19 protein-coding genes are annotated in these 19919 nt (G+C 38.5%); 3 read left to right on the forward strand and 16 right to left on the reverse strand.

Annotation, left to right across the window (positions count from 1 at the left end; all coding sequences use genetic code 11):
- Window positions 1–7: 7 nt before the first annotated feature.
- On the reverse strand, window positions 8–2077 hold the full coding sequence (locus tag ACFX4G_RS01940) for a sigma 54-interacting transcriptional regulator (RefSeq protein WP_377572720.1): 2070 nt from the start codon (window positions 2075–2077) through the stop codon (window positions 8–10).
- Window positions 2078–2252: 175 nt separating this feature from the next.
- Between ACFX4G_RS01940 and ACFX4G_RS01945 the strand changes: the two genes are divergently transcribed.
- Window positions 2253–2504 carry a DUF2627 domain-containing protein gene (locus ACFX4G_RS01945; protein ID WP_013059128.1) on the forward strand — a complete coding sequence of 84 codons (252 nt, stop codon included), beginning with the start codon at window positions 2253–2255 and terminating at the stop codon, window positions 2502–2504.
- A gap of 12 nt (window positions 2505–2516) precedes the next feature.
- On the opposite strand, the gene ACFX4G_RS01950 is transcribed toward ACFX4G_RS01945, so the two are convergent.
- Window positions 2517–3245 (reverse strand): glycerophosphodiester phosphodiesterase, encoded by a 729-nt coding sequence (locus ACFX4G_RS01950; protein ID WP_028410665.1) that lies wholly within the window; start codon window positions 3243–3245, stop codon window positions 2517–2519.
- A 124-nt stretch (window positions 3246–3369) separates the two neighbouring features.
- On the opposite strand from ACFX4G_RS01950, the gene ACFX4G_RS01955 reads away from it, so the two are divergent.
- Both ACFX4G_RS01955 and ACFX4G_RS01960 read left to right on the forward strand, forming a co-directional pair.
- Window positions 3370–3522: a YycC family protein gene (locus tag ACFX4G_RS01955; protein ID WP_013059130.1), complete on the forward strand. Its 153-nt coding sequence runs from the start codon at window positions 3370–3372 to the stop codon at window positions 3520–3522.
- Between the two features lie 312 nt (window positions 3523–3834).
- Window positions 3835–5166 (forward strand): peptide MFS transporter, encoded by a 1332-nt coding sequence (locus ACFX4G_RS01960; protein ID WP_013084983.1) that lies wholly within the window; start codon window positions 3835–3837, stop codon window positions 5164–5166.
- Window positions 5167–5556: 390 nt separating this feature from the next.
- On the opposite strand, the gene spo0A is transcribed toward ACFX4G_RS01960, so the two are convergent.
- The 14 genes from spo0A to ACFX4G_RS02030 all read right to left on the reverse strand — a co-directional run bounded on the left by spo0A (window position 5557) and on the right by ACFX4G_RS02030 (window position 19915).
- Window positions 5557–6345, reverse strand: coding sequence for a sporulation transcription factor Spo0A (spo0A, locus tag ACFX4G_RS01965; RefSeq protein ID WP_013059133.1), 789 nt, complete (start codon window positions 6343–6345; stop codon window positions 5557–5559).
- 227 nt (window positions 6346–6572) lie between these two features.
- Window positions 6573–7853 (reverse strand): SpoIVB peptidase, encoded by a 1281-nt coding sequence (spoIVB, locus tag ACFX4G_RS01970; protein WP_016765539.1) that lies wholly within the window; start codon window positions 7851–7853, stop codon window positions 6573–6575.
- A 182-nt stretch (window positions 7854–8035) separates the two neighbouring features.
- On the reverse strand, window positions 8036–9763 hold the full coding sequence (recN, locus tag ACFX4G_RS01975) for a DNA repair protein RecN (RefSeq protein WP_028410663.1): 1728 nt from the start codon (window positions 9761–9763) through the stop codon (window positions 8036–8038).
- Window positions 9764–9779: 16 nt separating this feature from the next.
- Window positions 9780–10229, reverse strand: a complete 450-nt coding sequence (gene ahrC, locus ACFX4G_RS01980) for a transcriptional regulator AhrC/ArgR (RefSeq protein ID WP_013059136.1) — start codon at window positions 10227–10229, stop codon at window positions 9780–9782.
- Window positions 10230–10390: 161 nt separating this feature from the next.
- The gene (locus ACFX4G_RS01985) at window positions 10391–11218 is read right to left on the reverse strand and encodes a TlyA family RNA methyltransferase (protein ID WP_013084988.1); all 828 of its coding nucleotides are present in this window, start codon (window positions 11216–11218) and stop codon (window positions 10391–10393) included.
- Complete coding sequence (gene dxs, locus ACFX4G_RS01990; RefSeq protein ID WP_377572722.1) at window positions 11215–13116, reverse strand: 1-deoxy-D-xylulose-5-phosphate synthase; 1902 nt, start codon at window positions 13114–13116, stop codon at window positions 11215–11217. The genes ACFX4G_RS01985 and dxs overlap by 4 nt, the downstream gene beginning before the upstream one ends.
- Window positions 13117–13436: 320 nt before the next feature.
- The gene (locus ACFX4G_RS01995) at window positions 13437–14333 is read right to left on the reverse strand and encodes a polyprenyl synthetase family protein (protein ID WP_377572724.1); all 897 of its coding nucleotides are present in this window, start codon (window positions 14331–14333) and stop codon (window positions 13437–13439) included.
- Complete coding sequence (locus ACFX4G_RS02000; protein ID WP_013059140.1) at window positions 14333–14566, reverse strand: exodeoxyribonuclease VII small subunit; 234 nt, start codon at window positions 14564–14566, stop codon at window positions 14333–14335. The genes ACFX4G_RS01995 and ACFX4G_RS02000 overlap by 1 nt, the downstream gene beginning before the upstream one ends.
- 3 nt (window positions 14567–14569) lie before the next feature.
- On the reverse strand, window positions 14570–15910 hold the full coding sequence (xseA, locus tag ACFX4G_RS02005; protein ID WP_162214963.1) for an exodeoxyribonuclease VII large subunit: 1341 nt from the start codon (window positions 15908–15910) through the stop codon (window positions 14570–14572).
- An 85-nt stretch (window positions 15911–15995) separates the two neighbouring features.
- On the reverse strand, window positions 15996–16388 hold the full coding sequence (nusB, locus tag ACFX4G_RS02010) for a transcription antitermination factor NusB (RefSeq protein ID WP_013059142.1): 393 nt from the start codon (window positions 16386–16388) through the stop codon (window positions 15996–15998).
- A 221-nt stretch (window positions 16389–16609) separates the two neighbouring features.
- Window positions 16610–17011 (reverse strand): Asp23/Gls24 family envelope stress response protein, encoded by a 402-nt coding sequence (locus ACFX4G_RS02015; RefSeq protein ID WP_013059143.1) that lies wholly within the window; start codon window positions 17009–17011, stop codon window positions 16610–16612.
- 29 nt (window positions 17012–17040) lie between these two features.
- Window positions 17041–18393: an acetyl-CoA carboxylase biotin carboxylase subunit gene (gene accC, locus ACFX4G_RS02020; protein ID WP_013084993.1), complete on the reverse strand. Its 1353-nt coding sequence runs from the start codon at window positions 18391–18393 to the stop codon at window positions 17041–17043.
- Between the two features lie 12 nt (window positions 18394–18405).
- A complete protein-coding gene (gene accB / locus ACFX4G_RS02025) occupies window positions 18406–18912 on the reverse strand; it encodes an acetyl-CoA carboxylase biotin carboxyl carrier protein (RefSeq protein ID WP_043976256.1) in 507 nt (168 codons plus the stop codon).
- A 352-nt stretch (window positions 18913–19264) separates the two neighbouring features.
- Window positions 19265–19915, reverse strand: coding sequence for a SpoIIIAH-like family protein (locus tag ACFX4G_RS02030; RefSeq protein WP_272801048.1), 651 nt, complete (start codon window positions 19913–19915; stop codon window positions 19265–19267).
- Window positions 19916–19919 lie beyond the last annotated feature (4 nt).

Consider the following 19919-nt stretch of genomic DNA (forward strand, 5'->3'; position numbering starts at 1 on the left):
ATGCATTTTATTGCATGCTGTTATTTGCAAGATTGTATTTTTCCAACTTATAATACAAAGAACGCAGGGAAATATTGAGCTGTTTTGCTGTTTTCGTTCGGTTATACTCGTTTGCAAGCAGCACTTTTTGAATAAGTTCCGCTTCGTAATTTTCCATCATGTGCGCCAAAGTCTTCCCTTCGAACATTACCTCTTCATTCACCTGATTTTTTTCTTTTTTGCCCTTGCCTTCAAGTGAAGGGAGATGAACAGAATCAATCATTGTTTCTGTATAGTGCATATAAATAATCGCTCTGCCTAATATGTTTTCAAGCTCTCTGACGTTTCCTGGCCAGTCGTATGATCTTAATGACTGTAAAGCCCGCTCTGTTACTCCTTCAACATGCCGGCCGTAATCTTGATTAATTTTTGTAATTAAGTGTGTAACAAGCGCACCAATATCCTCTTTTCTCTTCCGAAGAGGAGGTATGTGAATCGGAATTTTGTTTAGCCGATAATACAAGTCCTGTCTGATGCTTCCATCAGCCATTCCTTTTTCTAAATTCACATTCGTAGCTGCAATAACGCGAACATTCACCGGAATAGGAGTCGTTCCTCCAACGCGAATAAGCTCTTTTTCTTGAAGCACCCGAAGCAGCTTAGCCTGCATATGAGCTGAGAGCTCCCCGATTTCATCTAAAAAGATGCTACCGTTATTGGCTTCTTCAAAAACGCCGCGTTTCCCCCCTCTTTTTGCCCCGGAAAAAGCTCCTTCTTCGTACCCAAAAAGTTCACTTTCAAGCAAGGACTCAGAAAGCGCAGCACAGTTAATCCGGACAAATTTGTTAAACTTTCGGCTGCTCGCATTATGAATCGCATGTGCAAACAGCTCTTTACCCGTCCCAGATTCACCTCTAAGCAAAACAGTAGCTGGTGTTTTAGCAGCAAGTCTAGCCTGCTCAATTGCTAACTGAAACTCTTCAGATTGACCAATGATATCAGCAAATGAATATTTCGCTTCAAGCGTTCTGATAATTTGACGCGCTCTTTTGAGTTCATTTGTAAGCTCTTGAATTTCAGACATATCATGAATAACACCAACGCTGCCTTTTAATTTTCCATCAACAATAACGGGGGCAACATTGACAACCACGTCTCTTTTACTCGGACCGAGCCTCATTCTTACACCTCGGACAGGACGCCTTGTTTGCAGTACCTTCATGTGCATACTGTCTCCTTCAGAGATATCGGCAGTCGCGGGCTGACCAATAATATCCGTCTTTTTTAAACCCGTAATTCTTGTATAAGCAGGATTAATTAAAATTCCTCTTCCTTCTTCATCGACAACCGAAATAGCTTCTTCAGAAGATTGAATAATAGCTTGAAGCATAGTTTGTACTTCTTTTAAGTTCGTAACTTCTTCTGCCAATCCGACAACGTCCGTAATATCTTTAAAAATCGAAAAGGCCCCAAACAGCTCTCCATTCTCGTCGAGTATTGGTATTCTAGTCGTAATTACCTTCCGTCCGCTATCTAACACAAATTCACTATTTTGATCAATCGTTTTTGTATGAAGAACATCAACAAGTTTACTATTTGGAATGACTTCATGAAGATGCTTACCAATTACATCTCTGTGTGAAAAGTTCGTCAAACGCTCGGCACTTTGATTAAATAGCGTAATATATCCATTCCTATCAATCACGACCATCGCATCATGAGCTGCGTTAAAAATAAGATCATATTTATACGATTCTTGCTTTAACCTCTGAATTAACTCTTCTTTTTCCTCCATCAGATTTGCCATAATTTCAGCAACCAATCCCGGCACTACCAGTGCATCAGCGGGTTTGCTTCTTTGCAATTGTTGAAAGACGCCTTGTTTACCTGTTGTTTCAACAATGACATCGAGCTGCTTTGTCATATAAGGCTCCCAATTCATTCCGGTTGAAATATCTTGTTCTTGCGCATGCAAAACAGCCGGCGCGTTAGCTCGTACGTCTACTACACCAATCACTTTCATAAATTCTGTTTCCAACAAGATTTTCAGAATAACTAATCCGCCTTTTCCTCCTCCAACGATCAACACATTTTGCATATTTTTTCACCTTTTCTACTTAATATGTACATATCCCGTGCAAAATATTGCATATACCTATCATATAAAAAAAGAAACGCTCTTGACAATTTATTTAGTTCTTTTATGATTCAAGTATAACGGTTTCACAATGTAAACGCATTCATTTTAAAAAAGAGAAGCGAAAGGAGCAGTTATGGTTCGAATTATCGCACTGCTAATCTTACTTATTCCCGGTATACTCGCTGGCTATGGCATTAAACTTATGAGAGATATGATTTTTGGCATCCTGCAATCCCCGTTCCCTTCTTTATTTTTGCAATTTTCAGTCGGCCTTCTATTATTTTTAATCGGCCTTGGATTTGTTGCTGGCTTTATTCTGCACAGAGACCGCAAGCGAAACAAAGTTCAAAACAGATTTCAAAAAGATAAAAAAACATCGCATTAATGCGATGTTTTTTTACGAAAAGCGTCCTCCAAATTGCTTCACCATTTTTTCTGGATAATCGGTAATAACGGATTCACATCCATATTTTCGAAGCTGCTCAGCTACTTTTACATCATTTACTGTGTAAGGTCGCACTGGAATTTGACAATCTTTTGAAGCCGCTACATTTACTTCATTAACGGTACGCTGATTAGGGTGAAGAGCTTTTGCGCCAAGATGCTGCGCATATACCCAAGGCTCATACATCGGATAAGAATATAAAATAGCTGTTTCAATCGTAGAATCCAGAGAACCAATTCGGGCTAAGCTGTTATGATTAAAAGATGAAATCATCGTTCGATCCTTCATCTTGTATAAATAAATTAAATCCAAGACTTTCATTTCCAAGTATGGATAGTCAAATATATTGTTTTTCAACTCAATATTCACGCTAATTCCTTCACTTGAAGCCCACTCCATTACTTCATTTAACGTGGGGATTTTACATACTCCATACTTTTTTTTGAACTTATAGCTCGCATCTAATTTTTTTAAATCTTGATACGTAAAATCTTTTACATACCCTTTTCCATTCGTCGTTCGATCTACTTTTTCATCATGAATTACAGCAAGTTCTCCATCCTTTGTCATATGCACATCAAGTTCAATTCCGTGTGCTCCAACTCTCGCTGCTTCTTTGAAGGAAATCATCGTATTTTCAGGAAACGTTCCAGCTGCGCCGCGATGACCTATTACAAACATACTTGCTCAACTCCTCTATTATCACTTATTATTAACTTTAGCATTACTTAATAGTGAAAGCACGAATTTACTGTTTATACTTTTTTACTTTCATTACTTTATATGCAAAAGGAGGTTGTTGTGTATGAGACCACTGCAAATTTCACCGGATACAGCCGTAAAATTAGCGGAACAATTAAATATCCCCCTCGAGCAATTAATGCATATGCCTCAGCATATTTTGCTGCAGAAACTTGCTGAATTAAATGCGAGCGAAGATAAAAAAGGATCTGAATAACAGATCCTTTTTTCTTTTGAATTTTCATTTCCAAAAATAGTATTACCTTCTCATTTCATTCCCCATAACATATATTAGAATATTTAATAATATAAATGTATTTTTAAAAATGCTTTTAAATAAGTAATTTAATACTTTTTTGTGTATATTTAATTATTTTTTGATTTTTCCATATAATTTCATTGACGAAATTATTATTTTTCTACTAAAATAAAAAGACATTATATTTATTCCAGTACTTATATTCTGATTTTTTGATTAATTCAAACAAAAGAATTAAATAGTATGAGAAAAATTTAGGGGGACTTCATTATGCAAGCAGCTGTACAACACGAAAATCAGCAACCAAATGGGTCTAGGAAAAAACACCCTCCTGGACTGTACTTATTATTCGCTACTGAGGCATGGGAAAGATTTAGTTATTATGGAATGAGAGCCATTCTGGTTCTTTATTTAACTGCTACCGCTGCTCAAGGTGGACTAGGGGTAGATAAAGCAACTGCACTGAGCTTATATGGAACATTCACTAGTGCTGTTTACATTACGCCGATGATTGGCGGATATTTAACAGACCGCTTCCTCGGAAGAAGGCTAGCCATCACTATCGGTGGTGTGATTATGGCACTCGGGAATTTTTCCATCTTCATTCATCAAAGTGTAGCCGCTTTGTATATCGGACTTGCTTTATTAATTATCGGAAACGGATTTTTCAAACCAAATATCTCCACATTGGTCGGAGATCTCTATGAAGAAAATGATCCTCGCCGTGACGGTGCTTTTACCATTTTTTATATGGGTATTAACTTTGGTGCATTTTTCGCACCGTTAGTTGTTGGATTAATGAGTTACAAATACGGATTTTTAACAGCAGCTATCGGAATGGTTGTTGGACAAATTTTATTTAACCTACTGGCTAATCGCTACTTAGGTGATATTGGGAAAGAGCCTACAGGAAAAGTTCACGCAGCGGCATCTCAAACATCAACTGCTCCGCTGTCAGCACGAGAAAAGAAAAGAACGGTTGCTATCGTTATTCTAGCCTTCGTTGTTATTGCTTTCTGGACAGCTTTTGAACAGGCCGGAAGTTCTTTAACGCTATATGCTCAAGATCAAATTAATCGTCAAATAGGTAGTTTCACGGTTCCAACAGAGTGGTTCCAATCATTGAATCCGCTGTTTATCATGATTTTAGCACCAATTATGTCACTAGTTTGGTACAAGCTCGGAAATTCAAAACGCGGTGATTTCAAAACGCCAACAAAAATGGGTATGGGACTTGTGACAGTGGGATTAGGATTCTTAATTTTAATTCCAGCCGTTATGTATACTGGTAATGACCCAGCTTTAAAAGTAAATATCCTGTTCATGATTTTCACTTACTTCCTGCACACGCTAGCTGAGCTTATGATTTCGCCAGTAGGGCTGTCTATGGTAAGTAGACTGGCTCCATTAAAGCTTGCTTCTCTTTTAATGGGCGTATGGATGGCAAGCTCTGCTGTCGCTAATAAGCTAGCGGGTGTTCTTGCATCTTATACACAGTCTTTAGGTTATTTCGATATCTTCAGCTTAATCGGAGCTGTAACAATTGTACTTGGAATTATTGTTCTGTTCCTTTCAAAACCGATTGCTAAATTAATGGATTAAAAAAAGCAGCCTTTTCTGAAGGCTGCTTTTTTATAATTTACTTATCTATACCCCATTTAAAATATGGACATGAATTTTTCAATACATCTTCTAAATCTTCTTTCAAACACAAAACCCTCATAACAATTAAATAAATTATTTCAATAAAATACTCCACTATGGATATGAAGAAAAACAAGATGCACGTTCCATTAACCTCAATATTTTCACCTCTTAAAACAAAATAAAAAGACCAATGAATGAGTAAAATTCATCGGCCCTGCAGTAAAAAGTTTATTGGTTTTTAGTTTACTATCTAGTGTAAATTCCAAAGATTTATCGGCATGTACTCTGTATTACAAAAGGTATCAGCTCACTCAAAACCCCGTAATTCCAGCAGTCCTATCCCTTTCAACTCGCTTTATGTTCAAGGCGTAATTTATCCGCAACCATGGCGATAAATTCACTGTTTGTCGGCTTCGCTTTTGACATGCTGACAGTATACCCGAATAATGAAGAAATGGAATCAATGTTTCCTCGGCTCCATGCTACTTCAATGGCATGACGAATGGCGCGCTCAACGCGGCTTGCCGTTGTATTATATTTTTTTGCAATATCAGGATACAGTACTTTTGTAATCGACCCAAGCAGCTCAATATCCTTATATACCATTGAAATGGCTTCTCTCAAATACAAATAGCCTTTGATATGAGCAGGTACACCAATTTCGTGAATGATGCTCGTAATGCTTGCATCTAAATTTGCTGGTTTGCTGTCGCGATGTGAACGCATGGAAGAAGATGAACGTTGCATAAATGAAGATGTTTGTCCGCTAACTTGACGAATATGATTCACTAAGTTTTCCATATCAAACGGCTTTAGAATAAAATAAGCAGCTCCTAAATCAACCGCTTTTTTCGTTACGTCTTCTTGCCCAAATGCTGTTAGCATAATGACATTTGGATAATTTTCTTTTTTCATTTCTTTTAACTGACCTAAAACTGCTAATCCATCTAGATGCGGCATAATAATGTCTAATACAAGAACATCCGGATTTTTATCTTTTAAAATGGATAAACACTCTTGTCCATTGTAAGCTACTCCGATTACTTCCATGTCTTCTTGCTCTGAAATATAATCTTCAAGCAAACCAATTAGTTCCCGATTATCATCAACCAAGCATACTTTAATTTTTTTCAATGCAGCTTCCTCCTCAGTCCTTTATGTTATACGTCGTTTCCTACGTGTCTCTATTCTTTATTCTAAAGGACAAATTCGACAATGCAACATTATTTCCTTTATTTTTTTAGAAAAAAGTCTTTTAAATGGAATTTATTCGATTTTCTCTTATTTTCTTTGTTTTTCGACGTTTTTCTCTTACATTTACGACAATAATTTTTATCAAAAAAAGCGAACTAATGACAACATTAGCTCGCTTTTTTTCGATTATTTTTATAAATATCGATTCCTGCTTCGTTAAGCATCCATTCAATATGGACACCGTAACCCGAGGTAGGATCATTTACAAAAACATGGGTAACCGCTCCAACGACTTTACCGTTTTGAATAATCGGGCTCCCGCTCATTCCTTGAACAATTCCACCTGTTTTCTTTAGCAATTTAGGATCTGTAATTTTAATAACCATTCCTTTAGTAGCCGGAAACTTTTGAGGTATAGTACTCATAATTTCAATATCAAATTCTTCTACTTGATCATCATCTACTACCGTTAGAATTTTAGCCGGTCCTTCTTTTACTTGATGAGATAGGGCAATTGGCATTGCTTTATCCATTATTCCATTTTCCATCGTTGAAGACAATTTTCCAAAAATACCAAAAGGACTATTTCGTGTAATATTTCCAATGATTTGTCTATCTTCAGAAAACCTTGCTAGCTTTTCGCCGGGAACGCCGTTAGAACCTTTTTCAATTGATGTAACGGTCGAACGGACAATTTGTCCATCTTCTACTACGATTGGCTTTTTTGTATCCATATCCGAAATAACATGACCTAAAGCGCCGTATTTTTTAGATTTTGGATCATAAAAAGTCATTGTGCCAATTCCTGCAGCTGAATCACGGATATATAAACCGATTCTGTAAGCATAATCTTGCTTATCTTTTAACGGATATAGCTTAGTGTCAAACTGCTTTTTTTCTCTTAAAATATGCAGATTTAATGGTTCACCCGTTTTTCCTGCCTGCTGAATAAACGGTGTAATATCACTCATTTTTTCAATGGTTTTACCATTAATCTTCGTAATCATATCTCCAACTTGAATACCCGCAATTTCGCCAGGAGATCTTTTACCTTTTGCTGTATCTACTTGATGATAGCCTACAACAAGAACACCTTTTGAATTTAATTTCACACCGATTGATTGTCCACCTGGAATGACTTTAAAATCAGATAATACCTGCACGTCTACACGCTTTACAGGAATACCGGCCAAATGAAGCATCAACTCTTCTTTGCCTACTTGTTTGCCTGCTACGGTCAGCTTCGCCTTGTTACTTGTTACATCGTAAACAGGTGATGAAGCTTCTACGCTAAGCGGTAATGTCGTATTAATTTTTTCTTTTTGCTGTTCAAATAAGACGATTTGTTTTGGAATGTGTATATATTGTTGCACAACTGGAATAAATCCTACAAAAATGAACGAAACAAGGAGAATCGCACCAATTATATGTCTGTATCGATTTTGCATGTTTTCACTCTCCTCGCTTCCTCGCCTAAATGGCTACACATTTAATTTAGCCTTCTTAGAGCGCATTTATAACAGAAGTTCAGAGAAAAATGAAAAGAAGTGCAAGGAAACATTTTCAGTTCCTCCATTTTGTATAAAAAAACACCTTTAACACATACTGTTACGTGTTAAAAGGTGTTTTTTTAAATGGTGTGCTTCATCTTATCCGCTAAATCTAAAAGCTCTTTGGCATGTTCCTTCGTTAAGCTTGTAATTTCAGCTCCTGCAATCATTCGACCAATTTCTTTTACTTTTTCATCAACAGTTAACGGAAGAACAGACGTCGTTGTACGATCACCTTTTATCTCTTTAGCAATAAAGAGATGAGTATCTGCCATCGCTGCTACCTGAGGCAGATGAGATATACAGAGAACTTGTGAATCAACAGAAATAGCATGTATTTTTTCACCGATCGATTGAGCTACTCTTCCACTTACGCCTGTATCAACTTCGTCAAAGATAATGGACGTCACGCCTTGATGCTTAGAGAAGATGCTTTTTAACGCCAGCATAATTCTTGACAGTTCTCCTCCTGATGCTACTTTTGCAAGAGGCTTTAAAGGTTCACCAGGATTGGTAGAAATATAAAATTCTACGTTGTCAATACCGTCTTTGGTGAATTTTATTCTTTCTCCATTTACTTCAACGTCATTTTTACCTGCATTTACAACAGAGAATTTAATTTGAAATACGGTCTTAGCCATATACAGTTCTTGAAGCTCATGATGGATACTGTCCGTTAACTCCTGAGCAAGTTTTTTTCGAATAGCTGAAACGTTATTAGCTTCTACTAATAAATCCTGTGCTACACTGTTTAACTCTTCTTTGATCTTGCTCACATGCGTATCTCGATTTTCAATACGATCAATTTCATCTTCAATTTGCGCTGCATATTCTAGAATTTCATCTACACTTTGACCGTATTTACGCTTTAAGTGATTAATTTCATTTAAACGCGCTTCAATAAAGTCTAAGCGTTTGGGATCAAATTCTAATAAATCAAGCTGCTGACGAATTTTATAAGATGCGTCTTCTAGCTGATAGAAGCTCGATGAAATGATCTCAGAAATTTCGGCATAGTTTTTTTCCAGTGACGAAATATCCTCCGTATGATTCATTGCTACACCGACCCAATCTAAACCTTGGTGTTCACCGTGCAGGGCATTGTACGCATCGTTTAGCGACGTATAGATCTTTTCAAAGTTAGAAATCTTCAAACGCTCTTCATTTAGTTCCTCGTCTTCGTTCAGCTGCAAATTTGCCGCTTTGATTTCATCTAATTGAAATTGAATAAGATCGAGGCGATGTGCCATCTGCTGTTCATTTTCAGTTAATTGATCAAGCTGCTTTTTTAGCGATGTATACCTAGAAAATACCTCTCGATACTCCGTCAAAGCCTCTTCTACTTTTTCTCCTCCATATTGATCAAGAAGAGTTAAGTGACGATCTTGATTCATTAAATCTTGGTGCTCGTGCTGTCCATGTATATCAATTAACGTCTGTCCAACTTCACGTAGGATAGCTAACGTTACGAGCTTACCGTTGATGCGGCAAATACTTTTCCCATTTGTAGTGATATCTCGGCGAAGCACAATCATTCCATCTTCCACTTCCAAACCGACTTGTTTGGCTTTTTCGTGACTCGGATGCTGTTCTTCATCAAATAAGAAAAGTCCTTCAATTTCGGCTCTGTCTGTTCCGTGGCGTACAAACTCCGAAGAGCCTCTTCCACCTACTAACAATGAAATGGCATCAATAATAATCGATTTCCCCGCTCCTGTTTCGCCTGTTAATACCGTTAAGCCTTTTTCAAATGAAACAGAAAGTTCATCAATAATCGCAAAGTTTTTAATGGATAATTCAGCTAACAACCTGCTTCACTCACCTTTATAACATTTCTAAGAATCGGTCTGATATAATTTGCGTATCTTCAGGAGTACGGCAAATAATCAAACATGTATCGTCTCCACAAATTGTTCCTAATATTTCATCCCAATCCAAATGATCAATTAATGCGCCAATCGCATTTGCATTTCCCGGTAATGTTTTCATCACCAACATATGCCCCGCTGAATCAATTTTTACAAATGCGTCCATAAGAGAGCGCTTTAACTTTTGTAAGGGATTAAAACGCTGATCTGCAGGCAAGCTGTATTTGTATCGACCGTCCATCAAAGGCACTTTGACTAAGTGCAGTTCTTTAATATCACGAGAGATTGTTGCCTGTGTTACATTAAAACCTTGGTTTTTTAAAATATCTACCAATTCATCCTGTGTTTCAATATCATTATTCGTGATAATATCACGAATTTTAATATGTCTTTGCCCTTTATTCATGTTGGCACCTCACATTAATATGTAATCTTCTTTTTGTTTTGTTGTTTATAAGTCTTTCACTAATTAAGTATCATAATGTGTTCAACTTGATTATGCACCTTTTGTATAAAGAGTCATAATCAAATCGCCAATGCTAAGTCTTTGCTTAACATTGGCCATTATTACTTTTTCTCTTTTAACGTCTTATGTGCTTCTTCGACTACTTCGCTCACAGTAAGCGGAGCTTGATTTTCACCAAGTTCACGCTCGCCTTTCCAGCGCAGGTGGAGAAGAAATTCGATATTTCCATCTCCTCCCGTTATCGGTGAATACGACATGTTATATACATCGTATCCTTGACGAAGGGAGAAATCCACCATGCCTTGAAGAACTTCTTCATGCACTTTTGAATCACGCACGATTCCTTTTTTCCCAACTTGCTCTCTTCCAGCCTCAAACTGTGGCTTAACGAGCGCAACAACATCGCTGTGTGGAACAAGAAGTGTTTTTAACACAGGAAGAATGAGTCTTAAGGAAATAAATGATACATCAATAGAAGCGAATTCAGGCAAGCCTCTTGATAAATCAGCTGGCGTCACATAACGGAAATTGGTTCGTTCCATTACTTCTACTCGTTCATCTTGACGAAGCTTCCAAGCTAGCTGATTATAGCCTACGTCTAGCGCATAGGACATCTTCGCTCCATTTTGAAGCGCACAATCGGTAAAGCCTCCAGTAGAAGAACCAATATCAATCATGATTTTATCCGCTACATGGACATTAAATTCTTTAATCGCTTTTTCAAGCTTAAAGCCGCCTCTGCTGACGTAAGGCATCACTGCACCTTTAATTGTCAGCGGCGTATCGCGTTCAATTTTCTCTCCCGGCTTATCCAAACGGACTTCATTCGCATAAACGAGTCCTGCCATCACTGTACGCTTTGCTTTTTCTCTTGTTTCAATCAAACCTCGTTCTACTAATAATACATCTACTCGTTCTTTTTTTGTCACTTAACTTCAAGCCTCTTTTGTGTTGGTGTTACGAGTTTTTTAACTCGATTTATAATCTCTTCTTTGGTTAAGCCAATTTCTTCTAAAAGTTTTGTTACGCTGCCGTGCTCGATAAAGCGATCTGGAATCCCCATACGTTCAACGCGCGTATCATAATAGCCGTGCTCTGATGCAAACTCTAACACCGCGCTTCCAAAACCGCCTTGAAGTACCGCTTCTTCTACCGTAATCACAGGCTTACTAGTTTGGAAAATCTCATGAAGCATTTTTTCATCCAACGGTTTAATAAAACGAGCATTTACCACTTTGACGCTGATTCCTTGCTTCTCAAGTTCTGCTGCTGCATCCATCGCCATTGAAACCGTTGTACCAAACGTTAAAATGGTTGTATCTGAACCTTCTTTTAATACGTCCCATGTACCGATCGGAATGTTTTTCAATTCTGAATCTAGTTCAACACCTAATCCGTTTCCTCTAGCATAGCGCATAGCAATAGGACCTTCTTCATAAGTCAAAGCAGTGTGAACCATGTGCTGGCCTTCATTCTCATCTTTTGGCATCATAATAACAAGGTTAGGCAAATGACGTAAGAATGCAATATCAAACACGCCTTGATGCGTTTCACCATCAGCACCTACTAGCCCAGCGCGATCAATCCCAATAAATACATTTAGCTTCTGACGGCAAATATCATGAACCACTTGATCGTATGCACGCTGTAAAAACGTAGAATAAATAGCTAAAAAGGGCTTCATATTTTGAGTTGCAAGACCTGCTGCCATTGTTGTTGCATGCTGCTCTGCAATCCCAACATCAAACATGCGATGCGGAAACTCTTTTTGAAATGCTTCGAGTTTTGAACCCACAGGCATTGCTGGTGTTACGGCTACAATGCGATCATCTTCCCTAGCCATCTTCAATACCGTATCACTTACTAGTTTACTCCAAGCAATCGGAACATTTTTGTCTTTAATAAAGTCACCGGATTCAATTTTGTAAGGGCCTGTACCATGCCATGCTCCGCTTTTATCGCTTTCCGCCGGCAAGTAGCCTTTCCCTTTTTTCGTAATAACGTGAATCAGCACGGGACCTTTTGTTTTCTTTGCATATTGTAACGTTTCCAATAAATCATCATAGCTATGGCCATCAACTGGGCCTAAATACGTAAAGCCAAGATCTTCAAAGAACATGCCTGACACGACCATATACTTTAGACCATCTTTTACACGTTCTGCCGTTGCCGCAAGCTTACCGCCTACTGCAGGCACTTTTTTCAGCAAGACTTCAAGCTCATCTTTTACCCAGTTGTATTTGCCTGCCGTGCGCAAACGTCCTAGAATACTGTGTACAGCTCCCACGTTAGGAGCGATAGACATTTCATTGTCATTTAAAATAACGGTCATATCCGTTTGCTCGTGCCCGATGTGGTTAAGCGCTTCAAGAGCCATACCACCTGTTAAAGCTCCGTCACCAATGATGGGAACAATATGAGCTTTTGTTTTTTGCAAATCTCTTGCAGCAGCCATTCCCATTGCGGCTGAAAGAGATGTAGAACTATGTCCCGTTTCCCATACATCATGTTCACTTTCGTCACGCTTTGGAAAACCGCATAATCCTTTATATTGACGGATTGTATCAAACTCTCTCGCTCGTCCTGTTAAAATTTTATGGACATACGACTGATGCCCCACGTCCCATAAAAATTTATCTTTTGGGCTGTCAAATACTTTATGGAGTGCAAGCGTTAACTCAACAACCCCCAAATTCGGCCCTATATGACCGCCAGTTGCAGAAAGCTTTGTAATTAAAAAACGACGAATCTCTTCACTTAGTTCTTCTAATTGTGTTACTGACATTTTCTTTAAAAACTCAGGATTTTTTATCGTTGTAAGATCCAAGGTGGATCACTCACTTTCGTACTTGTTATAAAGTTACCTTAATACATTGTCTATTGTTTTATACGTATAGTCAATTTTTAGTATTTCCTTATTACTTACAATACCTTTGATATTCTATCAGTAAACCAGCGATATTCAAAGGAAAACAGTGAAAAAATAGCCGCTAACACAAATGTGATAACGGCCACCAAGATATTGTATATGTCTTTCAAACCTATGCACTACGCTTTTATACAGTAGTAAAATCATTATAGCATAGCCCCTATTGGGACTCAATCTTATTTTACTGTATCACTCAAAAAACCTGACAGAGATCGTCATTAACTATCACGTTTTGCTATATATAAACAAATTTCTTCTAGTAATCCGTGCTTAATTTGAGCTTGACGTAACGAGAGAAGTGCTTGTTCAACATGATACTGTAACTTTTCTTTGGCCGCTTCCATACCTAATAAAGAAGGATATGTCGTTTTTTCATTTTCTGTATCACTACCAATTGGCTTTCCTAATTTTTCTTCAGACCCTTCCACATCCAAGATATCATCTTGAATTTGAAACGCTAACCCTACATGCTTACTGAATTCTTCTAATAATTCTTGCTGTAAAGGCGTAGCTTTTGCAAGAATAGCTCCTGCTTTTACACAAAACCCTAGCAGCTTCCCCGTTTTGTGAAGGTGAATATATTCAAGCTCATCTAGCATGAGCTGCTTTTTTTCGCCTTCCATATCCGCAACCTGTCCGCTGATCATACCTTCTGTTCCGCTTGCTTTTACCAGTTCTGTAATGAGCTGAAGCTTCATATGTGATGTAATCTCAGGATGTGCCGCTTCAGAAATGAGCTGAAAGCTATTTGTTAAAAGAGCATCTCCAGCTAATATAGCGGTTGCTTCGCCGTACACCTTGTGATTCGTTGGTTTACCTCTTCTTAAGTCGTCATCATCCATGCTAGGTAAATCATCGTGAATGAGAGAATATGTATGAATCATTTCCACTGCACATGCTGTTTCTAATCCCATGCTCTCGTCTTTTCCAAACGCATGTAGCGTGGCAAACAACAGCACTGGGCGAAGTCGCTTTCCTCCTGCCGTAAGCGAGTAAAGCATGGATTCCTTTAAGTTAACCGGAGCATGTAATGCTTTTACCACTTCAGGCAAGCGTGTTTCTACTCGATCTTTTGTAAAAGAAATATACTCTTTTAAATTCATTTCATTCACCATTACTCTTCCTCCTGCACCGAGAATGGCTCAAGCGTTCCGTCTTCACGTAAAATAGTTTCCATTTGCTTTTCAATATGCTGAAGACGATCGTGACAGAATTTTGAAAGAGTCATTCCTTCTTGGAATTGTTGAATTGCTTCTTCTAAAGGCACGTCGCCTTCTTCTAGCTTGTTTACGATGGTTTCTAACTGCTCCATCGCCTCTTCAAACGTATACTCTTTATTTGTCGCCATTTTTCATCGCTCCTCTATTTTCGAAACTTCACACTGCAACTGTCCATCGGTCAAACGAACGTTTACCATATCGCCTTTGGATACTTGTTTGGTTGATTTAATTAACTCTTTTTCTTTATCGTATACTAAGCTGTAGCCTCTTTCCATTGTTTTTAATGGACTAAGCGTATGTAATTTTGACGTTGCCGTTGCAAATAAAAGCTGTTTTTGCTTTAGCAGCTGCTGCATCTCTTTTGTCAGCATTTTCGTCAGCTGCTGTTGACGCTCCGCTGCTTTCATTAACTGATGCTCGGGGTGATTGCGCAACAAAGCGGCTGTTAGCTGCTCGTAGTTCGTCCGTTTATCTTCAATGTACCTTCTGCCTTCACGATAAAAACGCTCCATCAACTGATCTAACTGCTGCTCTTTTTGCTCGACCAACTTTTGAGGATAACGAAAAGCATATGATTTCTGGGATCGTTCAAGCCTGCGGCTACTAGACTGAAGCATTTCTTTCATCGAACGAAGAAGACGGATATTTCGCTGAGTCAATCTTTCTGTAATTTCACTGATATGAGGCACAGCCAATTCCGCAGCACCCGTTGGAGTAGGAGCGCGAAGATCTGCTACAAAATCTGCAATTGTAAAATCGGTTTCATGTCCAACCGCTGAAATAACAGGAATAGTAGAAGTGAAAATTGCACGAGCAACGCTTTCTTCGTTAAAAGCCCAAAGCTCTTCAATTGACCCACCACCGCGGCCAACAATCAATACGTCTGCTTCTTTACGACGGTTTGCTTCTTCAATTGCCTTAATGATAGACGGTGCCGCATTCACTCCTTGAACAAGAGCGGGCATAACAATAATGTTCGCGTTATATCTGCGCTTTAATGTCGTAATAATATCACGTACGGCTGCTCCAGTTGGAGATGTAATAACACCTATTGTTGTTGGATACTTCGGCAGTTTTCGTTTCCTAGCAGGATCAAATAAGCCTTCTTTTTCCAGCTTTTTTTTCAGCTGTTCGTAGGCCAAGTATAAGTTTCCAACGCCATCAGGCTGCATTTCTTTTACGTACATTTGATAATTTCCGCTTGGTTCATAAACCGAAATTTCAGCTCGAATGAGTACATTCATTCCTTCTTCAGGCTGAAAATTAAGCTGCCGGTTATGCCCAGCAAACATAACGGCTGCGATACGAGCATTTTGATCTTTCAAGGTGAAATACATATGTCCCCGACTATGACGTTTAAAGTTAGAAATTTCTCCTTTAATCCATACATCTTGCATGTGAGGGTCTACATCAAACTTGCGCTTAATGTATCGTGTAAGAGCCGTAACGGTTAGATAACGCACTTCACTCATCGTTTTGCCTCCTTTGCAGTCACCCTCTCCCCCTTTGTATAAAGGAGAGAAGCATTTTGGTCACTTGATTTGGCAAGATGAACCTTTATTTAGATAAAGTTGTTAACACTTTAGACAATACGCCATTGATAAACTTGCTTGATTGATCATCGCCAAACGTTTTCGCTAATTCAATCGCTTCATTTAACGTAACGCTCGTAGGAATTTCTTCTTCATACTTCATTTCGTATACGGCAATACGTAGGATAACGCGGTCTACAGTAGCTACACGATCTAACGTCCATTTTTCTAAATGATTGCGTAAAAGTTCATCAATTTCTTGCTGATGTTCAACCACACCTAGCACGAGACTTTCTAAAAATTGATCAGACTTTTCATTTTGTACAACATTTCCGATTGCCTCCATTGGCTCGGTCTGCCCTAAATCATGCTGAAATAGTGCTTGTAATGCTTTTTGGCGTGCTGTATGTCTTTTCATTATTTTTGCTCCTTTATTTATCTTCTTCAACTAGTATACCTAGATAATAGCATAGTTTATGATACGATACTTCATTGTTCTTAGACGAAGTTTGTAGAACACGAAAAAGACCGTCTTTATGACGAGACAGTCTTTTTCACTTTACCATAGCTTGTGTTGAAAAGGAACAAGTAATCATACGTTATTCCATTTTAGCAACAGCCGTTAGGTCAACGTTTGTTTTATTCAACTTCTTCAATATCAGTTTTTTGCGTATCAAACTGAATCCCTACGATATGAATGTTTACTTCATCGAGATCAATAGCTGTCATATTTTTAAGGGCTTGACGAATGTTATCTTGTACTTGTTGCGCTACGTTTGGAATAGACACTCCAAACTTCATCATACAAAATACGTCTACTTTTATCCCGTTTTCTGTTAAGTCCACTTTTACACCTTTACCGTGGTTTTTCTTTCCTAGTTTCTCCACAACGCCAGCTGCAAAATTTCCTCTCATTGCAGAAACGCCTTCTACTTCAGAAGCAGCAATACCCGCAATGACTTCAATAACCTCAGGAGCAATTTCTACTTTGCCAAGAGAATTTGGGTGTTCTTCCATTTCTAATACATGATTTTCATTCATGTACAGCACCTCCTATAGTTTATATTATACTAAGAATTCATTACGTCATATAGCTCAAGAAACTTCGTGTTGAATTCACCGCTAACAAATTTTTCATGATTTAATAGTTTTTGGTGAAAAGGAATAGTGGTTGCAACGCCGTCGATAACAAATTCATCTAACGCCCGCTTCATTCGTTCAATAGCTTCCTCACGAGTTGGCGCATGAACAATCAATTTAGCCACCATTGAATCATAGTAAGGCGGGATTGCATAGCCCGGGTATGCAGCAGAGTCTACGCGCACTCCGTAGCCACCTGGCGGCAAGTACATTTGAATCGTACCTGGTGATGGCATAAAGTTTTTCTCTGGGTTTTCCGCGTTGATTCGGCACTCAATTGCCCATCCGTTAAATGTCACTTCTTCTTGCGTAAACGGTAAAGTTTCACCATTTGCCACTTTGATTTGTTCTTTAATTAAGTCAACTCCTGTCACCATCTCTGTAACAGGGTGTTCTACTTGGATACGCGTATTCATTTCCATGAAGTAAAATTTGTTTTCACGGTAATCATAAATGAATTCCACTGTTCCGGCTCCTGTGTAATTAACGGCTTGAGCAGCTTTAACAGCAGCGTCGCCCATTAATTCACGCGTTTTTTCGTCTAACGCTGGAGAAGGCGTTTCTTCAATTAATTTTTGAAGACGGCGTTGAATCGAGCAATCACGCTCTCCTAAATGTACAGTATTCCCATGAGAATCAGCCAACACTTGGATCTCAACGTGACGGAAATCCTCAATGAACTTTTCAATGTACACACCAGGGTTACCGAAAGCTGTAGCAGCTTCTTGCTGTGTAATTGTAATACCTTTAATAAGCTCTTGTTCATTTTTCGCAACGCGGATTCCTTTTCCTCCGCCTCCTGCCGTTGCTTTAATAATAACAGGATAGCCAATATCATTAGCGATTGACATACCGTCTTCCACTGACTCTACAATTCCAGTTGAACCAGGAACAATTGGAACACCCGCTTCACGCATCGTTTCTCTCGCTACGTCTTTTGTTCCCATTTTGTTAATGGCTTCAGGACTTGGTCCTACAAACGTAACGTTACACTCTCTGCATAGCTCTGCAAAATCAGCGTTTTCAGCTAAAAAGCCGTATCCAGGGTGAATAGCGTCACAGCCCGTTAGCATCGCAACACTCATAATGTTTGTAAAGTTTAAATAGCTGTCTTTAGATGACGTTGGTCCAATACAATACGCTTCGTCTGCTAATTGTACATGCAAAGAATCGCGATCAGCTTGAGAATGAACAGCTACTGATTCTACACCTAACTCTTTACACGCTCGAATAATTCGAACCGCAATTTCTCCTCGATTCGCAATTAATAGCTTTTTAATCATATTTACCGCTCCTTATTCAGGCTTTACTAAGAAAAGAGGTTGACCGTATTCTACAAGTTGTCCACTTTCAACTAATACGTCAACGATTTCACCTTTAACTTCTGCTTCGATTTCATTAAATAATTTCATTGCTTCTACGATACATACAACCGAATCTTTTTGTACTTTATCTCCAGGAGTCACGTATACATCTGATTCTGGCGATGATGACGCATAGAAAGTCCCTACCATCGGAGATGTAATTTTATGTAAGCTTTCATCAACCGCTGGGGCCGCTTGTTCTTCTTTTGGTTGAGCAGACTGTGCTGCTGGGGCTGGCGCTGGAGCCGCTGCTGCCTGCGGTGCAGGTACTGCCGCTTGTTCAGGTGCCGAAACCACTACTTGCTGTGCTTGTTTGGAAACAATTGCGTCTTTTTTCTTCATCTTGATTTTGGAGCCTTCGTGCTCATAGGTGAACTCCTCGATTGATGATTGATCAACTAGTTTAATGATCTCACGGATCTCTTGAATTTTTAACATATTGAACACTCCTACCTCATGAAAATAGAATTCTCTACAATGTTAATAATACGACAGATGGCTACAGCCATTCAATTCGTTTGGCAAACATTAAAAAGAAGTTCCACTTACTCTATAATAACTTTTTAGCGTTATCGTTTTATAAATGGAAACATAGCTTTACAGATGACAACACTTATGAAAACGTTTGTCACCTAGTACTAATATAAGATTATGAAACCTATTATAACCGAAGTAAAAAAAGAAAGCCATGTTAAAATTTTTACCGTCTCGCTTAGATTTTAGTCATTTCATAAAAAAAGAAGTGTAAACAACCCCAATTTACGGCTGTTTCACACTTCTTTTATTCCCTTTATTTAGTTGGTTGAAACTCTACCGCTACTTCTTTTGGACCCATTTCTTTTTTGACAAGCTGAATGATTTGATTTGCTTTTGTTTTTGAGTGTTTTTCTGTCTTAACCGTAATTTGTACTTGCTTTCCGTCTGCTCTTACTAGCGCGTCACTGTATCCTTTTGCTTTAATTAATGTTTCCAGCGTGGCTTCTTTTTCCCCAAGCTTTGATAATTCATCAATTTTATCCATCGCCTTGCTTACTTCCGCAGGCGTCACATTTTTTGATGCAGCTACTTCTTGATACTCTTCTTTTAATTGACTTCTTTCATCATTTAATTCCAAACGAAGAGCCGTAAATAGCTCGTCGCTATCTGTGCTTGATACAACCGCTGATTCTTTTGCATTTTTAGCCGTTTCCTTCTTTACATTTCCTGCTGAACCTTCAGTTTTTGAATCTTCTTTTGTTCCTGATTTCTCATCTGTCTGTTGTTTTGTATCTTCTGCAGGAGCCTTGTCATCAGCCTGCTTTTCGCTCTGTTTTTCATTGTCTACTAGCGCAACATTACTCTGAGGATTTTCTGGCGTTGTCATATAATACACCGATAACACAACAACTAAACTTAACATTGTTAATAACCAAACCGTTTGCTTTTTTAATAACATATTCATTTCC

Origin of the sequence: Priestia sp. YIM B13486 (assembly GCF_042787865.1) — a bacterium.
Taxonomy (GTDB): domain Bacteria; phylum Bacillota; class Bacilli; order Bacillales; family Bacillaceae_H; genus Priestia; species Priestia megaterium.

What these genes read in the sequence shown, in the direction of transcription:
- ACFX4G_RS02015 (WP_013059143.1), bottom strand. Translation starts at nt 17,011, where the DNA reads ATGAATGAAAATCATGTATTAGAAATGGAAGAACACCCAAATTCTCTT.
- ACFX4G_RS01940 (WP_377572720.1), bottom strand. Translation starts at nt 2,077, where the DNA reads ATGCAAAATGTGTTGATCGTTGGAGGAGGAAAAGGCGGATTAGTTATT.
- ACFX4G_RS02030 (WP_272801048.1), bottom strand. Translation starts at nt 19,915, where the DNA reads ATGAATATGTTATTAAAAAAGCAAACGGTTTGGTTATTAACAATGTTA.
- ACFX4G_RS01955 (WP_013059130.1), top strand. Translation starts at nt 3,370, where the DNA reads ATGAGACCACTGCAAATTTCACCGGATACAGCCGTAAAATTAGCGGAA.
- ACFX4G_RS01960 (WP_013084983.1), top strand. Translation starts at nt 3,835, where the DNA reads ATGCAAGCAGCTGTACAACACGAAAATCAGCAACCAAATGGGTCTAGG.
- ahrC (WP_013059136.1), bottom strand. Translation starts at nt 10,229, where the DNA reads ATGAATAAAGGGCAAAGACATATTAAAATTCGTGATATTATCACGAAT.
- ACFX4G_RS01950 (WP_028410665.1), bottom strand. Translation starts at nt 3,245, where the DNA reads ATGTTTGTAATAGGTCATCGCGGCGCAGCTGGAACGTTTCCTGAAAAT.
- accB (WP_043976256.1), bottom strand. Translation starts at nt 18,912, where the DNA reads ATGTTAAAAATTCAAGAGATCCGTGAGATCATTAAACTAGTTGATCAA.
- ACFX4G_RS01945 (WP_013059128.1), top strand. Translation starts at nt 2,253, where the DNA reads ATGGTTCGAATTATCGCACTGCTAATCTTACTTATTCCCGGTATACTC.
- ACFX4G_RS01995 (WP_377572724.1), bottom strand. Translation starts at nt 14,333, where the DNA reads ATGGTGAATGAAATGAATTTAAAAGAGTATATTTCTTTTACAAAAGAT.
- nusB (WP_013059142.1), bottom strand. Translation starts at nt 16,388, where the DNA reads ATGAAAAGACATACAGCACGCCAAAAAGCATTACAAGCACTATTTCAG.
- spoIVB (WP_016765539.1), bottom strand. Translation starts at nt 7,853, where the DNA reads ATGCAAAATCGATACAGACATATAATTGGTGCGATTCTCCTTGTTTCG.
- ACFX4G_RS02000 (WP_013059140.1), bottom strand. Translation starts at nt 14,566, where the DNA reads ATGGCGACAAATAAAGAGTATACGTTTGAAGAGGCGATGGAGCAGTTA.
- xseA (WP_162214963.1), bottom strand. Translation starts at nt 15,910, where the DNA reads ATGAGTGAAGTGCGTTATCTAACCGTTACGGCTCTTACACGATACATT.
- accC (WP_013084993.1), bottom strand. Translation starts at nt 18,393, where the DNA reads ATGATTAAAAAGCTATTAATTGCGAATCGAGGAGAAATTGCGGTTCGA.